The organism is Winogradskyella sp. HaHa_3_26 (genome assembly GCF_019278425.1).
In the GTDB taxonomy this organism is placed as follows: Bacteria; Bacteroidota; Bacteroidia; order Flavobacteriales; family Flavobacteriaceae; genus Winogradskyella; species Winogradskyella undariae.
This window is the reverse complement of sequence record NZ_CP058981.1, coordinates 3,271,343-3,292,668: the sequence shown is the minus strand read 5'-3', so window position 1 is coordinate 3,292,668 and position 21,326 is coordinate 3,271,343. Positions and strand designations below refer to the sequence as shown.

The following is a 21,326-nucleotide window of genomic DNA, read 5'->3' as shown; positions in this document are numbered from 1 at the left end:
TTAAGGCTGAATTATTTTCGGCATGAAGATACATATAAAAAGAATTTTATGTCAAAAAGACTCTTAATGTTTTCCTTAATTTTTACACTCCTATTTAACTGTTCTTTTACCAAAAAGCCTGAATTTGTTAGGTTAGAGAATATTGAAGTTATAGATTCTAATTCTAAAAACATCACGATTAGAGCTGAAGCATTATTTCTAAATAAAAATGATGTTGGCGGTACTTTAAAAACCGACGACCTCAAAGTATACCTTAATGATTTAGAACTGGCTTCTGTAATTTCGGATGAATTTGATGTTCCTAGAAGGAAAAATTTTACCATTCCGCTAACGGTTAAAGTAGCGACAGCAAGCCTTACTAGTGATAAAAACCTAGGAAGCCTTTTAGGTAGTTTACTAACCCAGAGTTTAAAATTACATTACAAAGGCGCTATAAAATATAAGATTATGGGATATTCTTCAACCTATACCGTTAATGAAATCCAGGATGTAAAAATAAAATTCTAAAATTGACTACTCACGAAACATACATAAATCGCTGTTTACAAATTGCAAAAAACGGATTAGGAAGCACAAGACCCAACCCAATGGTTGGCGCTGTCATTGTGTATAATAACACTATAATTAGCGAAGGTTTTACCTGTGAATACGGTGGAAACCACGCTGAAGTTAACGCAATTAACGCCGTAAAAGACAAGTCGCTTTTAGCAAAAAGCACCATTTATGTCACTTTAGAACCTTGTAGTCATTTTGGAAAAACACCTCCTTGCAGTGATTTAATTGTATCTCATAAAATTCCGAATGTGGTTATTGGCTGTATCGATGATAATCCGGAAGTTGCAGGAAAGGGAATAGCAAAATTAAAAGCTTCAGGTTGTAATGTTACTGTTGGTGTTTTAGAAACAGAATGTAAGGAACATCACAAACGCTTTTTTACCTTTCATAATAAAAAGCGTCCTTATATTATATTAAAATGGGCGGAAACCAAAGATGGTTTTATTGCACCAAAAACTAGAGACGAGCAAAAACCAGTTTGGATTACTAATCCTTATTCGCGTCAGCTTGTGCACAAATGGCGAGCCGAAGAACAAGCTATTTTAGTTGGAACGAATACGGTTTTAGAAGATAATCCGAGTTTAACCGTTAGAGATTGGACAGGCAAAAATCCGATTAGAGTGGTTTTAGATAAGGATTTAAAACTCAATACAGATGCTAGTATTTTTAATGATGAGGCCGAAACGATTGTAATAAATTCAGAGAAGAACAAATCTCAAAGCAAGAAAATAGAATTTATAAATTGGGACTTAAAAGACGCAATAGCGAAACAAATCTGTGACGTTTTACATCATAAAAACATCAATTCTATAATTATTGAAGGTGGTGCAAAAACATTACAAACCTTTATTGATGAAGAGCTTTGGGACGAAGCACGAATTTTTGTTGGTCATTCTCAATTTAATGAAGGCACAAAAGCACCTGAACTAAAAGGACAATTAATTTCTGAAACTGATATTTTAGAGGATAAGCTAAAAACAATAAGACCTAACAGGTTTTAAAAACCTAACAGGTATTTAAATAAAATTAATAGATTACAATAACAAAAAAAGCATTTAGACTCTACTAAGTGCAACCAAGAATAAATGAGTAAAATTAAAACACTAATTTTCGATTTTGGCGATGTATTTATCAATTTAGATAAGCAAGGCGCTATGCAAAATGCTTTAGATTTATTTCAAATTGAAGCGTTAGATGCAGAAATGAATGCAACCAATGAACTTTATGAAGTTGGAAAAATTTCGACCTCAGAATTTGTTGATTTTTATAAAAGTAAATTTTCAAATATAGAAGAAACACAACTCATTGACGTTTGGAATTCTATCTTGAAAGATTTTCCGAAATACAGATTAGAATTTATTCAAAATTTAGCAGAACAAAAAAAGTACACGCTTATACTGTTAAGCAACACCAATGATTTACATATTGATTCTGTAAAATCTACAACACCATTCTTTCAGGAATTTAAAGCTTGCTTTGATGTCTTTTATTTATCGCAAGAAATTCATTTTAGAAAGCCAAATACTGATATTTTCGAATTTGTGTTAAAAGAAAATAATCTTATAGCTAACGAATGCCTCTTTATTGACGATACTAAAGATAATACAGACACTGCTGCAGCAATGGGTTTTCATACTTGGAATATAGACGAAACCAAAGAAGACATTATTACACTTTTTGAAACTAAAAAAGAGCTTTTTTGATATACTTACTCATTAGTATTTTATCTTCTACTGCAATTTTTGTGGTATTTAAACTATTGAAGAAATTTAACATTGACACCTTACAAGTTATTGTTATCAATTATTTTGTTGCCTTCTTTTGTGGATTCTTTTTATACGAAGACAACATTAACCCTACCGAAATAGTTCAATCTAATTGGTTTGTAGCCGCTATAATGTTAGGATTTCTATTTATAGCGATATTTAACGTTATGGCACTAACGGCTCAGAAAAATGGCCTTTCAGTAGCCTCCGTTTCTAGTAAAATGAGTGTTATTATTCCTATTGTATTTGGTATTTTAGTTTTCAAAGAAAGTATAGGCATTCAAAAAATCTTAGGAATTATATTAGCTTTAGTTGCCGTATATCTTACTTCAATAAAACAGAAAGAAAATGGTATTCTAAAACAATCTATTTACTTACCTATCATTTTATTTTTAGGTTCTGGCACAATAGATACTTCTATCAATTATTTTGCACCAGATGATAACATTCCTTTATTCTCAGCAACAATATTTGCAATGGCAGCTGTAATTGGCGTATCGCTTTTAATTTTTAAAGCTTTAAAAAACAAAAGCATTTTTAAATTAAAATGCATTCCTTTTGGCTTCGCTTTAGGTATCGTTAATTATGGATCTATACATTTTTTATTAATGGCCTTACGTGTTGAAAACACAGAAAGCTCTACTTTATTTACAATAAATCATATTGCAATTTTAGCACTCTCTACATTAATCGGTTTAATATTCTTTAAAGAAAACATCTCTAAGAAAAACTGGATTGGTATTATTTTAGCCTTAATTGCAATCTTATTAGTCACTTTAGCATAATGGAAGACGATATTTATAAAACAATTACAAAGCCTGCTCAAGGCGAATTATTTAAAGACAAAAACAGTAAGTTCTACGGCTTTGCTTTTCCTGTTACCAATGAAGAACAAATAAAGCAACATTTAGAAGCCGTTAAAAAAGAACATTATGCAGCCAGACATTGGTGTTACGCCTATCAAATTGGAACAGAAACGATACAGTATAGAGCTAATGACGACGGGGAACCAAATAATTCTGCAGGAATGCCAATTTATGGTCAAATTCAATCTTTTGAAGTTACTAACATTTTAATTATAGTTGTACGTTATTACGGCGGCGTAAAACTTGGTGTTGGCGGATTAATTAACGCTTACAGAACAGGTGCACAATTAGCGCTTGAAGCTTCAAAAATTGTTGAACGAACAATAAACAAAGAATTCCAACTTCAATTTGAATATAAAAATATGAGTAAAGTGATGCGCATTTTGAAAGAAAATGACGTAGAAATTACAAATCAAAAATTGGAACTCGATTGTTTGTTAGAAATATCTGTCAGAAAAAACCACAGTTCAAAAATATCTGATCTCTTTTCACAATTTTTCGGTGTTGACATCAAAGAATTATAACGAGTAATTTTGTAGTTGGTCTAAAATATATTTTGGACATCTTGTAGGTCTATTCCTTTCCTTGTTAATAAATGCCAAAACGGTATTTCCTGTCGCTAGCAAAACGTCAGATTGGTTACGTAATTCGTACTCAAATTCAATAGACGCAGTTGGCATTTTTTTAAGTGTAGTTTTCACTGTAATTACATCATCATAACGCGCTGAATTTTTATAATTTACAGATAGAGAAACAACAGGAAGCATTACTCCATCTGCTTCCATATCACTATAATTAAGCCCAAACTCCCGTAACCACTCGGTTCTTCCTACTTCAAAGTACGCTGCGTAATTAGCATGGTACACAACTCCCATCTGATCAGTTTCCCCATAGCGAACTCTTAATTTAGTTTCATTATAATCCATAGTATATACATTTATTTGGTAATAATTTTGTAAATTTAAAAAGTATTAAACATGGGAAAAAAAATCCAAATATTCATTAAAATTATATTTTTTTTTTAAGAATTTTGTTCACATATTTGTGCTGTTAAAAACTACAAGAGAATTCACTTCTCTTTTTTTTTGCTAATCTAACTATCAATAAAATTTAAGTTAACGAATGGATATCACCGCGCAATCTGTATGGAGTAATTGTCTCGCTTTTATAAAAGATAATATACAACCACAGGCCTATAAAACTTGGTTTGAACCTATAGATGCGGTAAAACTTTCGGGTAATGCATTAAGTATACAAGTACCTAGTAAGTTTTTCTACGAATGGTTAGAGGAGCACTATGTTAAAATATTAAAAGTATCTCTAAGTAAAGAATTAGGTGAAGGTGCTAAATTGGTGTACGTAATCAGAATGGAAAACACCTATGGTAACAAACAGCCATTTACAGAAAAGATTCCAAGTTCTAACCGATCTGCATTAAAATCTCAAGATGTTGATGTTCCTTTTAATAACAAAAGTCCAGAACTTAGAAATCCATTTATAATTCCTGGAATTAGAAATGTTAAGATAGAATCGCAACTTAACCCAAGTTATAGTTTTGAAAACTTCTTAGAAGGAGATTCTAATAGGTTGGCTAGAAATGCAGGTATTGCTGTAGCAAATAAACCAGGGGGAACTTCTTTTAACCCACTATTAATATTTGGTGGTGTTGGTTTAGGTAAAACACACTTAGCACATGCTATTGGTGTTGATATTAAAGATAAATATCCTGAAAAAACAGTTTTATATATTTCTGCTGAAAAATTCACGCAACAATATATAGACTCTGTTAAGAAAAATAATAGAAATGATTTTATTCACTTCTATCAAATTATAGATGTACTTATTATAGATGACGTTCAATTCTTATCTGGTAAAACAGGTACACAAGATGTTTTCTTTCATATATTTAATCACTTACACCAAAACGGAAAGCAAGTTATTTTAACAAGTGACAAAGCTCCTGTAGACATGCAAGACATTGAACAACGTTTATTATCACGTTTTAAATGGGGACTTTCTGCAGAATTACAAACTCCGGATTTTGAAACTAGAGTTTCTATTTTAAAGAACAAGCTTTATAGAGATGGTGTTGAAATGCCTGAAGATATTATAGAGTATGTTGCAAAACATATTAAAAGTAATGTTAGAGAGCTAGAAGGTGCTATTATTTCATTAATTGCACAATCATCATTTAACAAAAAAGAAATTACAATAAGCTTAGCAAGAGAAATTGTAGAGAAGTTTGTTAAAAACACAAAACGAGAAGTTTCGATTGATTACATACAGAAAGTAGTCTCTGATTATTTTCAAATGGATGTAAACACACTACAATCTAAAACTCGTAAACGTCATATTGTACAAGCCCGTCAACTAGCGATGTTTTTTGCGAAAAAATATACAAAAGCATCTTTAGCTAGTATTGGTTCTCAAATAGGACAACGTGATCACGCTACTGTATTGCATGCTTGTAAAACTGTCGATAATTTATCTTCAACAGATAAACAATTTAGAAAATACGTTGAAGATTTATCTAAAAAATTAGCGCTTTAATTCCTCTTTATTATGATACGTATTTTAATGGTGTGCTTGGGTAATATTTGCCGATCGCCATTAGCTCATGGAGTAATGCAATCTAAACTCACTGAAGATCATTTTTATGTAGATTCTGCCGGAACAGCCGCTTATCATATAGGTAATTCTCCTGATAAACGTTCTATTGCTGTTGCTAAAAATAACGGCTTAGATATTAGTACTCAAAGTGCACGGAAATTTAGTGTTTCAGATTTTGATACTTTTGATTATATCTATGTCATGGATCAATCAAATTACTCTGACATTATCAGTTTATCTCGAAATGCAAATGACACTAAAAAAGTGAAGTTATTTTTAGATATCAATACTTCAATTCAAAATAAAAACATGCCTGATCCTTATTATGGAGATCATAGTGATTTTGAATATGTGTATAATCTTATTAATGAAACTTGTGATATCTTGGCCAAACAATTAAACCAAGATTAACATCATAAATACTTTTAAAACATCATTTTCGTAAATTAGTACCAAAGCAATTTATAATCATATAATTTAATAGACCTAAACTCTATTAATATAAAAGTTTCTTATACATGAGCACTAACAAAGGTAAATTATATCTTATACCTACAAGATTAGGTGATAATCCGCCGCTTGAGGTATTACCAATTTCAATAAAAAAAATAGTTGAAGAACTCGATTATTACATTGTTGAAAATGAAAAAACAGCTCGCCGGTTTATAAAACGTATATCACCTAATAAATCACAACCTAGTTTAAAACTTCAGGTTTTAAATAAATATACTACAGTAGAAGAACGAAATACATTTTTAAACCCATGTTTAGAAGGAATTTCTATCGGGTTAGTTTCTGAAGCTGGTTGCCCTGCTATTGCAGATCCTGGCGCAGACATTGCTAATTTAGCACACCAAATGGATATTAGAGTTGTACCACTTGTTGGACCATCTTCTATTTTATTAGCTTTAATGGGCTCTGGTATGAATGGACAAAGTTTTACATTTAATGGTTATTTACCTATTGATAAAAGTGAACGCAAATCAAAATTAAAAACCCTAGAACGTATATCTGCTGAACATAATCAGTCTCAAATTTTTATTGAAACACCATATAGAAATATGAAGATGCTTGAAGATCTTGTTAGTATTCTTCATCCTAACACTAGAATTTGTGTAGCATGTGATCTAACTTTGCCTACCGAATATATTAAAACAAAGATTGCAAAGGAATGGAAAAACAATAAAGAAGATTTTCATAAAAGACCTTCAATATTTATCATCCATAAGGATTAACTAATATTTACACATAAAAAAAAGCTCTAAATTTTAAATTAATTATTGAAATTTAGAGCTTTTTTTTTATAAATGATACAGACAATACTTAAAGCATTACTCGTGCTTTTTTGTCTGGTGCAATCATTGAAGTATCATAACCAGAAAACTTCTTCATATAATATTTTACAGAAGAACCGTAGGCATCAGAAAAGTTTTGAACACCATAACTTCTTAAAAATTTCTTTACACTTCCTGGTCCAGCTAAATGTGCTGCTGCTAAAATACCAGATTCAGTAATCTTAACACCTCCAATTTTTTTACCTTCAAAACGTGTAATATCTTTTCTAAGTACCCACTTGTTACGTTCTGCATTTGCTATAAATGCTTTTTCTTGTAATTCTGGATTATATAAAAATTGATTAGGATCATATATCCCTATCACTTTTAAGGTTTCTGCACCAAATTGATACTTCCCTAAATATCCTAAAGTGTTTACTGTAAAATAATCTCCTCTAGATTCTTTAAAAGCTAAAGCTTCTTTAAAGCCTTCAAATGATTTTCCTAAATATGGAGTAAACACATTAGGTTTTACAGAATGTTCTTTAGTCACTGCCACTAAATTTTCTGAAACAGTAAAATCTAAATCTAGTCCTTCTGTAGAATAGATATCAGGATTTAATGCAGAATCTGGATACAAGGCCAAAGCCATAAGTAAACAAATTGAAAATGGTAATAAAATATTCTTAACGCTATTTTTAATCATAACAGCTAAATTTTAATAGCAAGATTGTTAAAAAAACCCTCTCGCAAAATTCGCGTGCAAATATACGACATATTTTCAATTACTGAAAATCAATCGATTAAGTGTTAATTTTTTAACTTAAAAGTAGATATAGTGCCACTTTACCCGACCATCGTCGTTCATTTCTATCGTCGGAAAAGGGATCTTAATAACATTAAAAACGTCAAATAAAGTTTTTAAGAAGTGAGAATTTGTTTCAATTCGACTTAAATCAATGTCTAAACTTAGATAATATTGTCGTTTTCTATTCTGATTTAAAAACAAAGGATCATTAGCTTCTCCTGTTAACATTCCATCAGCTCCATAACCAAAAGCTAAGTTTAACCAATTAGGAATTGTTTCTGTTTTTAAGAATGAATTAATGTTTGCACTTAACCAATAAGTTTGTCCATTGTAATCTTTAAGAAATTCTTCAGTAATACCACTTCCTAATTTATTAGGTCGCTGTTTTGCAAATTCTGTTTGATGAAAAGAGTACTTTAAAACCAAACGTTGTTCGTCCCAAAGTAATTCTTGGCCAATATGTAACCCTGAGCCTAAAGTATTCGCTGCAATATCTGACCAAGAGAATCCCCATTCTTCAGAAAAACCATCCAAAACTTCAACAGCGGTAAGAAAACCAAACCCTAATGTAGAACCATAAATTAATTGGTCTTTTTTACTGACTCCTGCCCATTTTAAGGTATTAGATCCAAGCCTACCTAATTGATAAGACGAAAACATATGTCCCATTTTATCCATCTGTAACCACTCTTCACTATCGTTTAATACTTTAAAATTAGAACGTGGATAATCTGCATACCATAATTGATTTAAACCAATCAATGTGATGGTCGCCAGTGAAGCTTCAGTAATAAAAACCGTATTTCTACGCGATTTATTAAGGGTGTCACTAGGTTTTAAAAACTGATTAAATTTAGATTGTGAATAAAGCGAATTGCTGACTAATAACAAAAAAACTATATAGCCAAAAAAACGATTCACCTTATTTGTTAATTCCTTGAGAAGACAAGTATCTATGATATTCTCTTGCATTATTATTATGTTGCCCTAATGTTTTTGCGAACTTATGATATCCTAAACGTTTTGCGTCTGCCGCAAAATAAAGGTAACTATGAGATTCAGGATTTAAAACCGCTTTTATAGCAGATAAATCTGGCATAGCAATTAGCCCTGGAGGCAAACCTAAATTTTTATATGTATTATAAGGAGAGTCAATATCTTTATGAATATTTAAAACACGTCTAATAATTGTGTTTTGATATTGTGGCAATTGATAAGCTGCAAACTTTAAAGTAGGATCTGCCTGCAATGGCATACCAATACGAAGTCTATTTAAATATACACCTGCAACTCTTGGTTGTTCATCAGCTTGCTTAGATTCTTCATGAACTATTGAAGCTAAAGTGATCACTTCATTTGGTGTTAAATTCAGTTTTTCCGCTTTTGCCTTTCTTGCCTCTGTCCAAAAACGGTTGTATTCTGTTAGCATTCTATCTCTAAAAGTTTCGGCAGATGTATTCCAGAAAAACTCATAGCTATTTGGTAGATACATGCCTAAAGCTGTAGCTTTAGAGAAACCATTTTTAGATAAAAATGATTGATCAGACATTGCTTTAAATAAAGACAAACTATCAGCTTCAATTTGCATACTTACTCTTCCTGCTAAGTCTTTTAAACTATGCTGATTATTAAATGCAATCTTAATAGGAAGATTTTTACTTCGGATTGAATTAATAATATCATTATTATTCATCCCCTTAGAAATAGCAAAACGTCCTGCTTTTATATTTGACGTATATTTTTTCTGTTTAGCTAAAGCATCAAAAGCATTAATATCTGCCAAAAGTGGTTCTAACTGAGATCTAACCATAGAATAATTAGCATTGGTTGGCACAAAAATATATGCTGCCTCGTTTTCAAAACTTGTATTTGGTGAAAACATAGCATTATAAATATAATAAGCAAATCCACCAAAAATCATTAAACCAATAAGAGCTACTGCCCACAGAACTTTTTTAATATACATAGTTAATTATTAATCTGTTGTAAAATATACTCGTTGGTATAATTTTCACCATCGAAACTCCAATCTTTTTTTAATCCTATAATTTTAAAGCCATTACCTTCAAATAAGTTTAAACTAGCTAAATTATTTTCCGAAATATTAGCATATACTTGATGTAAATGTAAAGTTTGAAAACAATAATCTACAAGTAATTTTAAAGCTTCTTTACCATAACCTTGATTTCTATTTTCTTTATCTTGAATCAAGATACCTATGCCTGCACGTTTATTTTTTATGTCAAAATCAAACACATCAATTAATCCAATAGTATTGTGTTTATGATCACAAATTGCTAATCTTAATTGTTTAGCTTCAAAAATATCTTGCTGTGCATTTTCTAGATATTGCTTTATTAAAAATCTAGAATAAGGTGTTTGTGTATCACTTAACGACCAAAGCGCTGTGTTATTTTCAATATTATACACAAAATCGAGATCTTCGGGTTCTAATGCTCTTAAATAAATATCAGTTCCTTTAAGGCTTACCATACAAATTCACCTTTAAAAACTTGCTCAGCAGGACCAACTAACCAAATGTTATTATAGCCATTTTCACTGCTATTAAAAGACACTTTAAGTTTACCACCTTCAGTATCTAAATTTACAATTTGAGCTTTAGTTTTTTCACTCTTATGCATTGCTAATGCCACAGCTGTTACACCTGTACCACAAGATAAAGTTTCGTCTTCTACGCCACGTTCGTAAGTTCTCACTGCAAAACAATCTGACTCTAATTGTGTAACAAAATTCACATTAGTTCCTGCTTCATTATAAGGTTCGCCATATCTAATTTTAGCACCATTAGCTTTTACTTCAAAAGTTTTTAAATCTGAAACAATTTCTACATGATGAGGAGATCCCGTATCTAAAAACAAATGATTATCAAATGACTCAATTACAGAAACATTTTGCATTTGAAGATGTACCAAACCATTTTCAACTTTAGCTTTATGAAGTCCGTCAATAGCGATAAATTCAGTTTCATTATCAATGATACCTAAAAATTTAGCGAAAGCCACAATACAGCGTCCACCATTACCACACATCGTACTTTCGTTACCATCTGCATTATAATAGACCATTTTAAAGTCTACATTTTCATCATTTTCTAATAGTATAAAACCATCTGCTCCAATGCCAAAACGTCTATCGCAAATGGTTGCTATACGTTTGGTATCCTTTTTGTTTATGAATTGTAAACGGTTGTCTACAATTACAAAATCGTTCCCTGTTCCTTGATATTTATAAAATGTCATATGTAAAAATAATGCACAAATATAAGCATATTAGTCTGTATTTTGCGATGTTAATAGGGCGTTAAATTTGGCGTTAAAAACCCGTTAAAATCAAAATCGAAATCAATAAATTTCTAATTTTAATCGTTCATTAAACATAAATAATAATTAAATAGTTAAACTTAAATCTGAAAAATTATGAAGAAGATTATAACATTGGTGTTTGTTTCTGCATTAGGTGGTCTATTAACTTTAGGTGGCTACAAATTTTTTGTCGAAAATGACACACAACTTTTATCCGTTGATCAGTCGTCTGATTATCCTGTATTTGTACCTACTAATAATTCAAATTCTATTAATGTAAGTAAAGTTGCTACACCAGATTTTGTAAACGCAGCAGAAAAATCTTTAGATGCCGTTGTTCACGTAAAAAATACATCTGTAATATCCTCTCCAACTACAATGCAAGATTTGTTTTATGGTAGACAATCGCAACATGCACAAGTAGGAACAGGAAGTGGAGTCGTTATTTCTCCAACAGGTTACATTGTAACCAACAACCATGTTATTAAAAATGCTAATGAGATTAGTATTACATTAAACAACAATAAGTCTTATATCGCTGAATTAATTGGAACTGATGAAACAACCGACATTGCCTTATTAAAAATTGAAACAGATGAAGATTTACCTTTTATGGCATTTGGAGATTCTGATAATGCTAAAGTTGGAGAATGGGTTTTAGCCGTAGGAAATCCTTTTAACTTAACCTCTACTGTTACTGCTGGTATTATTAGTGCAAAAGCAAGAGATTTATCTGGGCAAAATATGCAATCTTTTATTCAAACTGATGCCGCTGTAAACCCAGGAAATTCAGGTGGTGCTCTAGTAAATACTAATGGTGATTTAATAGGAATTAATACCGCTATTTCATCTCAAACAGGATCTTATATTGGTTATTCGTTTGCTGTACCAAGTAATATTGCGCGTAAAATTGTGAATGATATCATGGAATATGGTAATGTACAAAATGGTATTTTAGGAGTTGTTGGAGGGGCTTTAAATAGTGCTGCTGCTAAAGAATTAGGAACTGATATTACTGAAGGTTTTTATGTTAGTGATGTACAAGAAGATACAGGTGCTGATAAAGCAGGAATTAAAGAAGGTGACATTATTAAAAAAATTGATAAAGTTAAAATCCATAAATTCTCTGACTTAACAGGCTATTTAAAAACAAAAAGTCCAGATGATGTTGTTAATGTAACTTTATTAAGAGATGGTGATGAAGAAGTTATGCCAGTAACATTATTAAAACCTACAAGTTACACTTTACCAACAATTGGACTTATTAAAAATCCATCAGAAAAAGACTTAAAACGTTATGACTCAGAATATGGTGTTAAAATTTCTGAATTAGATGAAAATTACAAATCTAATTGGATTAGAAGTGGTGTTGAAGAAGGAAGTATAATTACTCGAATAAATGGTAAAAAATTATACAATGTTGAAGATGCTCAAACAGCAATAAAAACACGTCGTTATAATGAACCGCTTCAAATTGAAGTAATCAATAAAAATGGAGAAAAAGTAGTATACAATTTTAGATAAATAAAGCTCTTCACTTTATAAAAAACCCTTTCAAAATATTAGATTTTGAAGGGGTTTTATTTTTGATAAAAGGATTTACGAAAACGTTTGAAATATGCTATTTTTGCGCAAAATCTAAATCACTTAAACCAAGAAAACATGGGATTTAATGCCATTTACGAAAAAGAATTAGCATTTCAAGCCGATCGCCGCAGAGCAACTGTAGAATTTATTAAAATTGTTAGCGATTTATGGTATGATAAATCAATAGAATTGGTCTTGTTTAGAAACCAATTAATTGATAGAAATGTGAGCGAAATATTAAACTTGCACGAGTATGCGGGGAAGTTTGTTCAAAAACCTATTTCTATTTTCGATTCTGTTGAAATTGCACAAGCCATTAGCGCTTTAAACTTACCACCTGCTAAATTAGATATCGGAAAGTTAACTTATGAATATCATTTAGAAGATCAAAAATATGGTAATGCTACAGCTTTTATTACCTCTAAATTAAAAGATGCAAAAGATAACAAAGGCATTGAGCCAAAAGATGTTGTTCTCTATGGATTTGGTAGAATTGGTCGTTTGGTTGCAAGAGAATTAATGACGCGCACAGGAAAAGGAACACAATTAAGACTAAGAGCTATTGTTACTCGAGGTACTGTTGATAAAACTGTTCTAGAAAAACGAGCTTCTTTATTAAGAAATGATTCTGTACACGGAGATTTTTCTGGAATTGTAAATATCGATGTTAAAAATTCTGCTCTAATTATAAACGGTACAACTGTTAAAATTATTTCTGCAAATGCGCCAGAAGATATTGATTATACTAATTACGGAATTAATAATGCTCTAGTTATCGATAATACAGGTGCGTTTAGAGATAAAGAGGCTTTAAGCAAACACCTAAAATCTAAAGGTGTAGAAAAAGTATTAATTACTGCGCCTGCAAAAGGAATTCCAAATATTGTACATGGTGTTAACCATTTAGAGCACCACCCTGATAAGGTTCAGATTTTCTCAGCTGCGTCTTGTACAACTAATGCTATTACACCTGTTTTAAAAGTTATTGAGGATTCTTTCGGCATTAAAACTGGACATTTAGAAACCATTCACGCCTATACTAACGATCAAAATTTAGTAGATAATTTTCACGGTAAATACAGACGCGGTCGTGCTGCTGCATTAAATATGGTAATAACAGAAACCGGAGCTGGTAAAGCAGTCAGCAAAGCGCTTCCTTCTTTAGAAGGTAAATTAACGTCTAATGCAATTAGAGTTCCTGTACCAAATGGATCTTTAGCTATTCTTAACTTAGAATTAGAAAAAGAAACCTCAGTAGAAAGCATCAATACTATTATGAAAAAATATGCTTTAGAAGGTGATTTAGTTGAGCAAATTAAATATGAAATGAGCGATGAGTTAGTTTCTAGCGATATTGTAGGCTGCTCTGCACCTTCAATTTATGACAGCAAAGCAACGATAGTTAGAAAAGATGGAAAAAATGCTATTCTCTATATATGGTATGATAATGAATACGGCTATAGTCATCAAGTTATTCGTTTAGCAAAATATATTGCTAAGGTTAGACGTTATTCTTATTATTAGAGCTTTTTTAAGTTCTTTAATTTATTATTAGAGCTTTTTTAAGTTCTTTAATTTAAAAAAAAAAAATAAAAAAAATTAAGATCTAAATTAAATTGTGCATCGTATATAATTAGCCTTACCTAATATGTAGGGCTATTTGTTTTTATAATTGTTATATGAAGTCTTCATAAAATCATTATCTTGGCATACTTTTTTAAACTAACACAACCATAAATTAAACCTAAGATGAAATTCTTAACCAAACTTGCTTTTATTCTTTTAGTTACACTTAATTTACCCTCAATATCTGCACAAACAGATGATGATCAAGATGAAAAATTATCTCTTAATAGTGGTACAATTGACAACCAATTTGAATACGTTATTCAAAAATCTGGAAAATTTCAAGAATATAAAGTTGTTAAAAGAACTTGGTTATTCTCACTAAAGGCTCATGTGCTAGATTCATTAAAAGCAGTACATAAAGATTTAACAGATACACAAGCTGTAGTTACTAAACAAGCTGATGAAATTGAAAATCTAAAATCTAATCTATCAAATACAGAATCTACATTAAACGCTACTAATGACGAAAAAGATAATATTTCTTTATTTGGAATACAAACCAATAAAGCGAGTTATAAAGTTTTAATGTGGGCCATTATTGGTGGACTTCTAGCTTTATTATTATTATTTATTTATAAGTTTAAGGGAAGTAATTCTGCTACGCGTGAAGCGAAATTTAAACTTACAGAAGTAGAAACTGAATTTGAAGAACACAGACGTAATGCATTAGAAAGAGAACAAAAAGTAAGACGCCAATTACAAGATGAATTAAATAAGCATAAATCTTAATAAGCTTCTTAAATCAAAATTTAAATCCGCAATTGAATTGCGGATTTTTTTTGTGCCAAAAATTTATTCTTTAGGTAATTTTACTTCCATTTTTTAAGCTTTATAAATTCACAATATCTAAAAAAACGATTATTTTTATCTATTATATGAATCATAGATCCCCTCAATATAATATCTCTCATTTTATATAAAACATCTACTGAGTAAATTAATATTATGACACAAAAAATTGGAATAATTTATTCATCTGTTGATGGACAAACCAAAAAGATTTGCGAAAAATTATGCGCTCATTTTAATAATCAAAAAATTGAAGTTGAACTGTATTCAATTGAAACTTTTAATGAAGATATATTAGAGTTCCATACGTTAATAATTGGGGCAAGTATTAGATATGGTAAGCACCATAAAAAAGTCTATGAATTTATACAGAAAAACATAATAATTCTCAATCAAATAACGACAGCTTTTTTCTCTGTTAACCTTGTTGCAAGAAAAGAAGATAAAAATTCTGCTAATACAAACCCTTATCTTATTAAGTTTTTAAACACTATTGATTGGAAACCCGATATTTTAGAAGTATTTGCAGGGAAATTAGATTATAAATCATATCCTTTAATTGATCGATTAATGATTAAATTAATCATGAAATTAACTGGGGGTCCCACAAAATCTGTCCAACCTATAGAATACACAAATTGGAAAAAAGTAGATGATTTTGGATTAAGAATCCAAAAAAGTCTTGAAACAAAATAACAAGAAGCCTATAATACAGACACTTTAAACAATCTCTATAAAATATAGAGATATTAATCGCACCAATTATATATCTTCGCATCCTTATATAATTGAATTATGCGTATAGATATTATCACTGTATTACCAGAACTTTTAAAAAGTCCGTTTGAAGCATCAATCTTAAAACGTGCTATTGAAGCAGGTCTAGTGGAAGTACACTTTCATAATTTAAGAGATTACGCTACTGGTGGTTACAAATCTGTTGACGACACTCAATTTGGAGGAGGTGCAGGTATGGTAATGACTATAGAGCCTATAGATAAATGTATTTCTAAACTACAAAAAGAACGTCATTACGACGAGCTTATCTATATGACGCCAGATGGTGAGCAGCTTAACCAAAGTATAGCGAACCAAACGTCTTTAAAAGAAAACATTCTTATTTTATGCGGACATTATAAAGGAGTAGATCAGCGTGTACGCGATAAATTTATAACTCGCGAAATATCTATCGGAGATTATGTGTTATCTGGAGGTGAATTAGGCGCTGCTGTTTTATGTGATGCAGTAATTAGATTAATTCCTGGTGTTTTAGGAAATGAAACTTCTGCCCTAACTGATTCTTTTCAAGATAATTTATTAGCACCACCAATTTATACAAAACCTAGAGAATATGATGGAATGAAAGTTCCTGAAGTATTATTTAGTGGAAATTTTCCTAAAATTGAAAAGTGGAGAGAAGAACAAGCTTATAAAAGAACTTTAGAAAGACGACCAGACCTTTTAGAAGATTAATTACTAAATTTATATAGAATGCTTAGTTCTACTGAAATGCTTTTTACAATAGGTTCAATTATTAGTGTTTTTTCAACTCTTATTATATTAATGGCCTCAATTATTCTTTTTATAAAGAAGAAGACTCTAGCAACATGGATCATTTTAATAGGTACTATCTTAGTATTTGTTACTTACATCGGAAATATAATTCTTAACGTTTTTGCAAGCAGAGGGAATATGGATACTTTATTACTGTTACAAGGTGTTTCTAACATCATTCAGAGTTTATCTTATTTAATATTTACTGTAGGATTAACAATCCTTGCTATAACAGAGTTTTCAAAAAAGAAACCATGAGGTTGTAATTGTCTTATCATTTTAAAAATAATGCACTAAAGTATTGTCTATATTATAAATATCATTACTTTTGCAAACCAATTTAGACCAACCTCTGGCGAGAACCGTGAATGTTGCTTTAAATCAAACTATTATAAATAAAATAAAATGAGTTCTTTAATAAAATTTGTACAAGACGAATTTGTAACCCGTAAAGACTTTCCAGAATTTAGTGCTGGTGATACAATCACAGTATACTACGAAATTAGAGAAGGTGAAAAAGTACGTACACAGTTTTTTAGAGGTGTTGTATTACAACGTAAAGGAAGTGGATCTTCTGAAACGTTTACAATCCGTAAAATGTCTGGAACAATTGGAGTAGAGCGTATCTTCCCAGTTAACTTACCTGCTTTACAAAAAGTAGAAGTTAACAAACGTGGAAAAGTACGTAGAGCTAGAATTTTCTACTTTAGAGGTCTTACTGGTAAAAAAGCAAGAATCAAAGAAGTTAGAAGATAATTCCAACTTATATATTACAATAAAAAAGCCTTCTGAAAAGAAGGCTTTTTTGGGTTATTAACTTTTGTTAATAAGTACAGTTCATAAACTATTGATATATAAAATGTTAAAAAAACAAAGAAATCTATAAAATTTATGTAAATTAGTATAACAATTAAAAACATGAACTGATTGGTTTTTAATAATTGTTCTAATTAGTATTTAATTGTTATCGAAGATTCGTTCTTTATGTATTGAGGTTGTTTTTAGAGGTTACATTGCAGTTGCGTAAGCAAGTATTTTAGCAATAGACCATGAAACTTAATAATAACATGCTTTTTTAACTAGTATATTATTAAGGTGGAAAGCTCAGAAAATTTAGCGTGAGTGAAAATAAACACTAAAAATGAGCAATGCTTTATTCTAATATTTATTTAGTTGAATAACATAGATACTGCATCAAGAAAAACAAACCTAAGAAACAAAGTCATATCAAGTCAATACATTTTGAAAGATATGAAATGTTTCGAATTGGAAACAGAAACTCTTGAACCAAAAAGGTTTATGACATTGTCCATACAACTGAAATAGCAAAAGCTACAAGGTTTTGTAAGTACTGTTTCTAAAAAAGCCATATAACACAGATATTTCTGAGTGATATGGCTTTTTGTTTTTAATATATTGCAAATTGATGTTAGAATAATATCCTAGTAAATTCACATAACCTACTAAGTTTACTTACCAAATTGTTTTCGTATTCTTGTAATATGAATCTACCTCCCATAGACGAACAGCATTTTAAGGCAATAGATTATACAAAAAAAACCTTGCCAAAAACAGAATACACAGATTGTACATTTACTAATTGTAATTTTGAAAATTCAGACCTTTCAAATATCACTTTTTTAGAATGCGATTTTACAGACTGCAATTTTAGTAATGCCAACGTAATGAACACCACTTTTAGCGCTATAACTTTTAAGGGTTGTAAGATTATGGGCGTTCTATTTCAAAACTGTAACACTTTTTTGTTATCCTTTAATTTTACCAATTGCATTCTAAATCTAAGTAGCTTTTATCAATTAAAAATAAACCATACTAAGTTTAACTCTTGTACAATGCAACAAGTAGATTTTACAGAATGTGAAGCTAAACAAGTCGTTTTTAATGATTGTGATCTAAAACAATCTATATTTCAATTAACAAATATTGTACAATCAGATTTCTCAACGGCTTTTAATTTTGCTATTAATCCTTCAACAAATCAAGTAAAACAAGCTTCTTTTTCTAAAGAAAATATCTCAGGTTTATTATACAGCTATAATATTAAGATAAAAGACTAAATTTAATATTTTAAGAGTTTATTTGCTAATTTCATAAAATTAAACACTCTTAAGTAACAATCTTATACGTGTAAAAATCAAACGTTTTCGTATATTTGCTCAGCTCAATTTCGAGCACAATTATATTCATTTTTATTATCAAGACTTATGACGAAAACAGCAAAGATTGTTTATACAAAAACGGATGAAGCACCAGCTTTAGCAACACGTTCATTTTTACCGATTGTGGAAGCATTTACAAAGTCTTCAGGTATTGTTATAGAAACAAAAGATATATCATTAGCAGCTAGAATTTTAGCTACTTTTCCTGATTTTTTAACAGACGATCAAAAAGTAACAGATGCTTTAGCAGAATTAGGCGAATTAGCTAAAAAACCTGAAGCAAACATTATAAAATTACCAAATATCAGTGCATCAGTACCACAACTTATTGCTGCAATTGAAGAATTACAAGCTAAAGGATTTAAAATCCCTAGTTACCCAGATGAGCCAAAAGACGATGCGGAAAAAGAAATTAAATCGCGTTACAATAAAATTAAAGGAAGTGCTGTAAACCCAGTACTTAGAGAAGGAAACTCTGACAGACGTGCTCCAAAAGCTGTTAAAAATTACGCTAAGAAAAACCCACATAGTATGGGGGCTTGGTCTCCAAATTCTAAAACACATGTTTCAACAATGTCTAAAGGAGATTTTGCTCATAATGAGAAATCTGTAACTTTAGACGAAGCGACTTCAATTAACATTGTACATACAGACGCTAAAGGAAATAAAACAAACTTAAAAAGTGATTTAGGTTTATTAAAAGGTGAAATTATCGATGCAACGATAATGAGTAAAAAAGCCTTAATTGAATTTTTAGAAGAACAAGTAGAAGATGCTTTAGATAAAAGTGTTTTGTTTTCTTTACACATGAAAGCAACCATGATGAAGGTGTCAGACCCTATCATTTTTGGTCATGCTGTACGTGTATTCTTTGATGATTTATTCAAAAAACATGGGAAAACTTTTGAAAAAATTGGTGTCGATGTAAACAATGGATTTGGTAACTTACTTGAAAAATTAAGCGAACTTCCAGAAGAAAAAAGAGACATTATTAGAGAAGATATTCGTTTTGCATTAACTCATGGAGCAGATGTTGCAATGGTAAATTCTGAAAGAGGAATTACAAATCTTCATGTACCTAGTGATGTTATAATTGATGCTTCAATGCCTGCAATGATTAGAACTTCTGGTCAGATGTGGAATGCAGAAGGGAAACAACAAGATACTAAAGCAGTAATACCAGACAGTAGTTATGCTGGTGTTTACAGTGCAACAATCGATTTCTGTAAAAAGAATGGTGCTTTCGATCCAACAACAATGGGAACTGTACCAAACGTAGGACTTATGGCTCAAAAAGCTGAAGAATATGGTTCTCACGATAAAACTTTCGAGATTGCTTCTAAAGGAAAAGTAGAAGTTATTGATGCTGATGGTAAAGTGCTTTTAACTCATAAAGTAGAAGAAGGTGATATTTGGAGAATGTGCCAAGCTAAAGATGCACCAATCCAAGACTGGGTAAAACTTGCCGTTACAAGAGCAAGAGCTTCACAGACACCTGCTGTTTTCTGGTTAGATAAGAAAAGAGCACATGATGCTGAATTAATTAAAAAAGTAAACTTATACCTTAAAGATCATGATACTGAAGGTTTAGATATTAGAATTCTTTCTTTAGTTGATGCAACTAATTTTACATTAAAAAGAATTAAAGAAGGAAAAGATACTATTTCTGTAACAGGTAACGTACTTAGAGATTACTTAACAGATTTATTTCCAATTTTAGAAGTTGGTACAAGTGCAAAAATGTTATCTATTGTGCCATTAATGAATGGTGGTGGATTATTTGAAACTGGAGCTGGTGGATCTGCACCTAAGCATGTTCAACAATTCCTTGCTGAAGACCATTTACGTTGGGATTCTTTAGGTGAATTTTTAGCGTTAGCTGTTTCTTTAGAACATTTTTCTCAAGTAAACTCTAATGATAAAGCGAGTATTTTAGGTAAAACTTTAGATGATGCTTCTGATAAATTATTAGAAAACAGAAAAGGACCTTCAAGAAAAGTGAATGAATTAGACAACAGAGGAAGTCATTTTTATTTAGCACTTTACTGGGCAGAAGCTTTAGCAAACCAAGATAAAGATGCTGATTTAAAAGCTGAATTTACAAGTATCTTCAATGCTTTATCTTCTAAAGAAGAAGAGATTGTTAAAGAACTTATTGATTGTCAAGGTGAGTCTGTTGATATAGAAGGATATTATCTTCCAAATGAAGATTTGATTTCTAATGCTATGCGTCCAAGTAAAGCTTTTAATGCTATCATAAATGCATAATTAATATTATAATATTGATATACTAAAAAGCTTCCTTCGGGAAGCTTTTTTTATTTATTATATTTATTCTTTATTTCATGTAACAAACAGTTACGTCAATCGTCAAACGTAAAATAC

23 protein-coding genes are annotated in these 21,326 nt (G+C 30.6%); 17 read left to right on the top strand and 6 right to left on the bottom strand.

The annotated features are described in order from the left end of the window. The first annotated feature begins 48 nt into the window (after window positions 1–48). From H0I32_RS14220 to H0I32_RS14200, 5 genes are all read left to right on the top strand, one after another. On the top strand, window positions 49–507 hold the full coding sequence (locus H0I32_RS14220; RefSeq protein WP_179314360.1) for an LEA type 2 family protein: 459 nt from the start codon (window positions 49–51) through the stop codon (window positions 505–507). Between the two features lie 2 nt (window positions 508–509). Further along, a complete protein-coding gene (ribD, locus tag H0I32_RS14215) occupies window positions 510–1,556 on the top strand; it encodes a bifunctional diaminohydroxyphosphoribosylaminopyrimidine deaminase/5-amino-6-(5-phosphoribosylamino)uracil reductase RibD (protein ID WP_179314361.1) in 1,047 nt (348 codons plus the stop codon). Window positions 1,557–1,640: 84 nt separating this feature from the next. Next, window positions 1,641–2,258, top strand: a complete 618-nt coding sequence (locus H0I32_RS14210; RefSeq protein ID WP_179314362.1) for an HAD family hydrolase — start codon at window positions 1,641–1,643, stop codon at window positions 2,256–2,258. Beyond that, window positions 2,255–3,106: an EamA family transporter gene (locus H0I32_RS14205; RefSeq protein WP_179314363.1), complete on the top strand. Its 852-nt coding sequence runs from the start codon at window positions 2,255–2,257 to the stop codon at window positions 3,104–3,106. Before H0I32_RS14210 ends, H0I32_RS14205 begins: the two co-directional genes overlap by 4 nt. Continuing rightward, window positions 3,103–3,711, top strand: a complete 609-nt coding sequence (locus H0I32_RS14200; protein ID WP_394366315.1) for an IMPACT family protein — start codon at window positions 3,103–3,105, stop codon at window positions 3,709–3,711. The genes H0I32_RS14205 and H0I32_RS14200 overlap by 4 nt, the downstream gene beginning before the upstream one ends. On the opposite strand, the gene H0I32_RS14195 is transcribed toward H0I32_RS14200, so the two are convergent. Beyond that, the gene (locus H0I32_RS14195) at window positions 3,706–4,113 is read right to left on the bottom strand and encodes an acyl-CoA thioesterase (RefSeq protein ID WP_179314365.1); all 408 of its coding nucleotides are present in this window, start codon (window positions 4,111–4,113) and stop codon (window positions 3,706–3,708) included. The genes H0I32_RS14200 and H0I32_RS14195 overlap by 6 nt on opposite strands. A gap of 196 nt (window positions 4,114–4,309) precedes the next feature. Between H0I32_RS14195 and dnaA the strand changes: the two genes are divergently transcribed. The 3 genes from dnaA to H0I32_RS14180 all read left to right on the top strand — a co-directional run bounded on the left by dnaA (window position 4,310) and on the right by H0I32_RS14180 (window position 7,032). Then, on the top strand, window positions 4,310–5,737 hold the full coding sequence (dnaA, locus tag H0I32_RS14190; protein ID WP_173588499.1) for a chromosomal replication initiator protein DnaA: 1,428 nt from the start codon (window positions 4,310–4,312) through the stop codon (window positions 5,735–5,737). Window positions 5,738–5,749: 12 nt separating this feature from the next. Beyond that, the gene (locus H0I32_RS14185; RefSeq protein WP_179314366.1) at window positions 5,750–6,208 is read left to right on the top strand and encodes a low molecular weight protein-tyrosine-phosphatase; all 459 of its coding nucleotides are present in this window, start codon (window positions 5,750–5,752) and stop codon (window positions 6,206–6,208) included. 107 nt (window positions 6,209–6,315) lie between these two features. Continuing rightward, entirely contained in the window at window positions 6,316–7,032 is a 717-nt protein-coding gene (locus tag H0I32_RS14180) for an SAM-dependent methyltransferase (protein ID WP_179314367.1), read from the top strand. Between the two features lie 88 nt (window positions 7,033–7,120). Here the strand turns inward: H0I32_RS14180 and H0I32_RS14175 are convergent, their stop codons facing one another. The 5 genes from H0I32_RS14175 to dapF all read right to left on the bottom strand — a co-directional run bounded on the left by H0I32_RS14175 (window position 7,121) and on the right by dapF (window position 11,139). After that, on the bottom strand, window positions 7,121–7,777 hold the full coding sequence (locus H0I32_RS14175) for a peptidoglycan-binding protein LysM (protein WP_179314368.1): 657 nt from the start codon (window positions 7,775–7,777) through the stop codon (window positions 7,121–7,123). A 117-nt stretch (window positions 7,778–7,894) separates the two neighbouring features. Next, on the bottom strand, window positions 7,895–8,770 hold the full coding sequence (locus tag H0I32_RS14170; protein WP_256928773.1) for a DUF2279 domain-containing protein: 876 nt from the start codon (window positions 8,768–8,770) through the stop codon (window positions 7,895–7,897). 31 nt (window positions 8,771–8,801) lie between these two features. Continuing rightward, window positions 8,802–9,845 (bottom strand): endolytic transglycosylase MltG, encoded by a 1,044-nt coding sequence (gene mltG / locus H0I32_RS14165; RefSeq protein ID WP_179314370.1) that lies wholly within the window; start codon window positions 9,843–9,845, stop codon window positions 8,802–8,804. Between the two features lie 2 nt (window positions 9,846–9,847). Continuing rightward, the gene (locus tag H0I32_RS14160) at window positions 9,848–10,372 is read right to left on the bottom strand and encodes a GNAT family N-acetyltransferase (RefSeq protein WP_173588493.1); all 525 of its coding nucleotides are present in this window, start codon (window positions 10,370–10,372) and stop codon (window positions 9,848–9,850) included. Next, a complete protein-coding gene (dapF, locus tag H0I32_RS14155) occupies window positions 10,366–11,139 on the bottom strand; it encodes a diaminopimelate epimerase (protein ID WP_179314371.1) in 774 nt (257 codons plus the stop codon). Before dapF ends, H0I32_RS14160 begins: the two co-directional genes overlap by 7 nt. 177 nt (window positions 11,140–11,316) lie before the next feature. On the opposite strand from dapF, the gene H0I32_RS14150 reads away from it, so the two are divergent. From H0I32_RS14150 to H0I32_RS14110, 9 genes are all read left to right on the top strand, one after another. Beyond that, the gene (locus H0I32_RS14150) at window positions 11,317–12,726 is read left to right on the top strand and encodes a trypsin-like peptidase domain-containing protein (protein WP_179314372.1); all 1,410 of its coding nucleotides are present in this window, start codon (window positions 11,317–11,319) and stop codon (window positions 12,724–12,726) included. Window positions 12,727–12,864: 138 nt separating this feature from the next. Beyond that, the gene (locus tag H0I32_RS14145; RefSeq protein WP_179314373.1) at window positions 12,865–14,313 is read left to right on the top strand and encodes a glyceraldehyde-3-phosphate dehydrogenase; all 1,449 of its coding nucleotides are present in this window, start codon (window positions 12,865–12,867) and stop codon (window positions 14,311–14,313) included. Window positions 14,314–14,538: 225 nt separating this feature from the next. Further along, entirely contained in the window at window positions 14,539–15,147 is a 609-nt protein-coding gene (locus H0I32_RS14140; RefSeq protein WP_179314374.1) for a tRNA (guanine-N1)-methyltransferase, read from the top strand. Window positions 15,148–15,363: 216 nt separating this feature from the next. Further along, entirely contained in the window at window positions 15,364–15,903 is a 540-nt protein-coding gene (gene hemG, locus H0I32_RS14135; protein ID WP_179314375.1) for a menaquinone-dependent protoporphyrinogen IX dehydrogenase, read from the top strand. A 99-nt stretch (window positions 15,904–16,002) separates the two neighbouring features. Further along, window positions 16,003–16,680: a tRNA (guanosine(37)-N1)-methyltransferase TrmD gene (gene trmD / locus H0I32_RS14130; RefSeq protein ID WP_173588487.1), complete on the top strand. Its 678-nt coding sequence runs from the start codon at window positions 16,003–16,005 to the stop codon at window positions 16,678–16,680. A gap of 18 nt (window positions 16,681–16,698) precedes the next feature. Next, window positions 16,699–17,019, top strand: coding sequence for a hypothetical protein (locus H0I32_RS14125; RefSeq protein ID WP_173588486.1), 321 nt, complete (start codon window positions 16,699–16,701; stop codon window positions 17,017–17,019). Between the two features lie 147 nt (window positions 17,020–17,166). Beyond that, the gene (gene rplS, locus H0I32_RS14120) at window positions 17,167–17,517 is read left to right on the top strand and encodes a 50S ribosomal protein L19 (protein ID WP_173588485.1); all 351 of its coding nucleotides are present in this window, start codon (window positions 17,167–17,169) and stop codon (window positions 17,515–17,517) included. A 746-nt stretch (window positions 17,518–18,263) separates the two neighbouring features. Then, the gene (locus H0I32_RS14115; RefSeq protein ID WP_173588484.1) at window positions 18,264–18,839 is read left to right on the top strand and encodes a pentapeptide repeat-containing protein; all 576 of its coding nucleotides are present in this window, start codon (window positions 18,264–18,266) and stop codon (window positions 18,837–18,839) included. Window positions 18,840–18,986: 147 nt separating this feature from the next. Beyond that, window positions 18,987–21,209, top strand: coding sequence for an NADP-dependent isocitrate dehydrogenase (locus tag H0I32_RS14110; protein ID WP_179314376.1), 2,223 nt, complete (start codon window positions 18,987–18,989; stop codon window positions 21,207–21,209). Window positions 21,210–21,326: the final 117 nt, after the last annotated feature.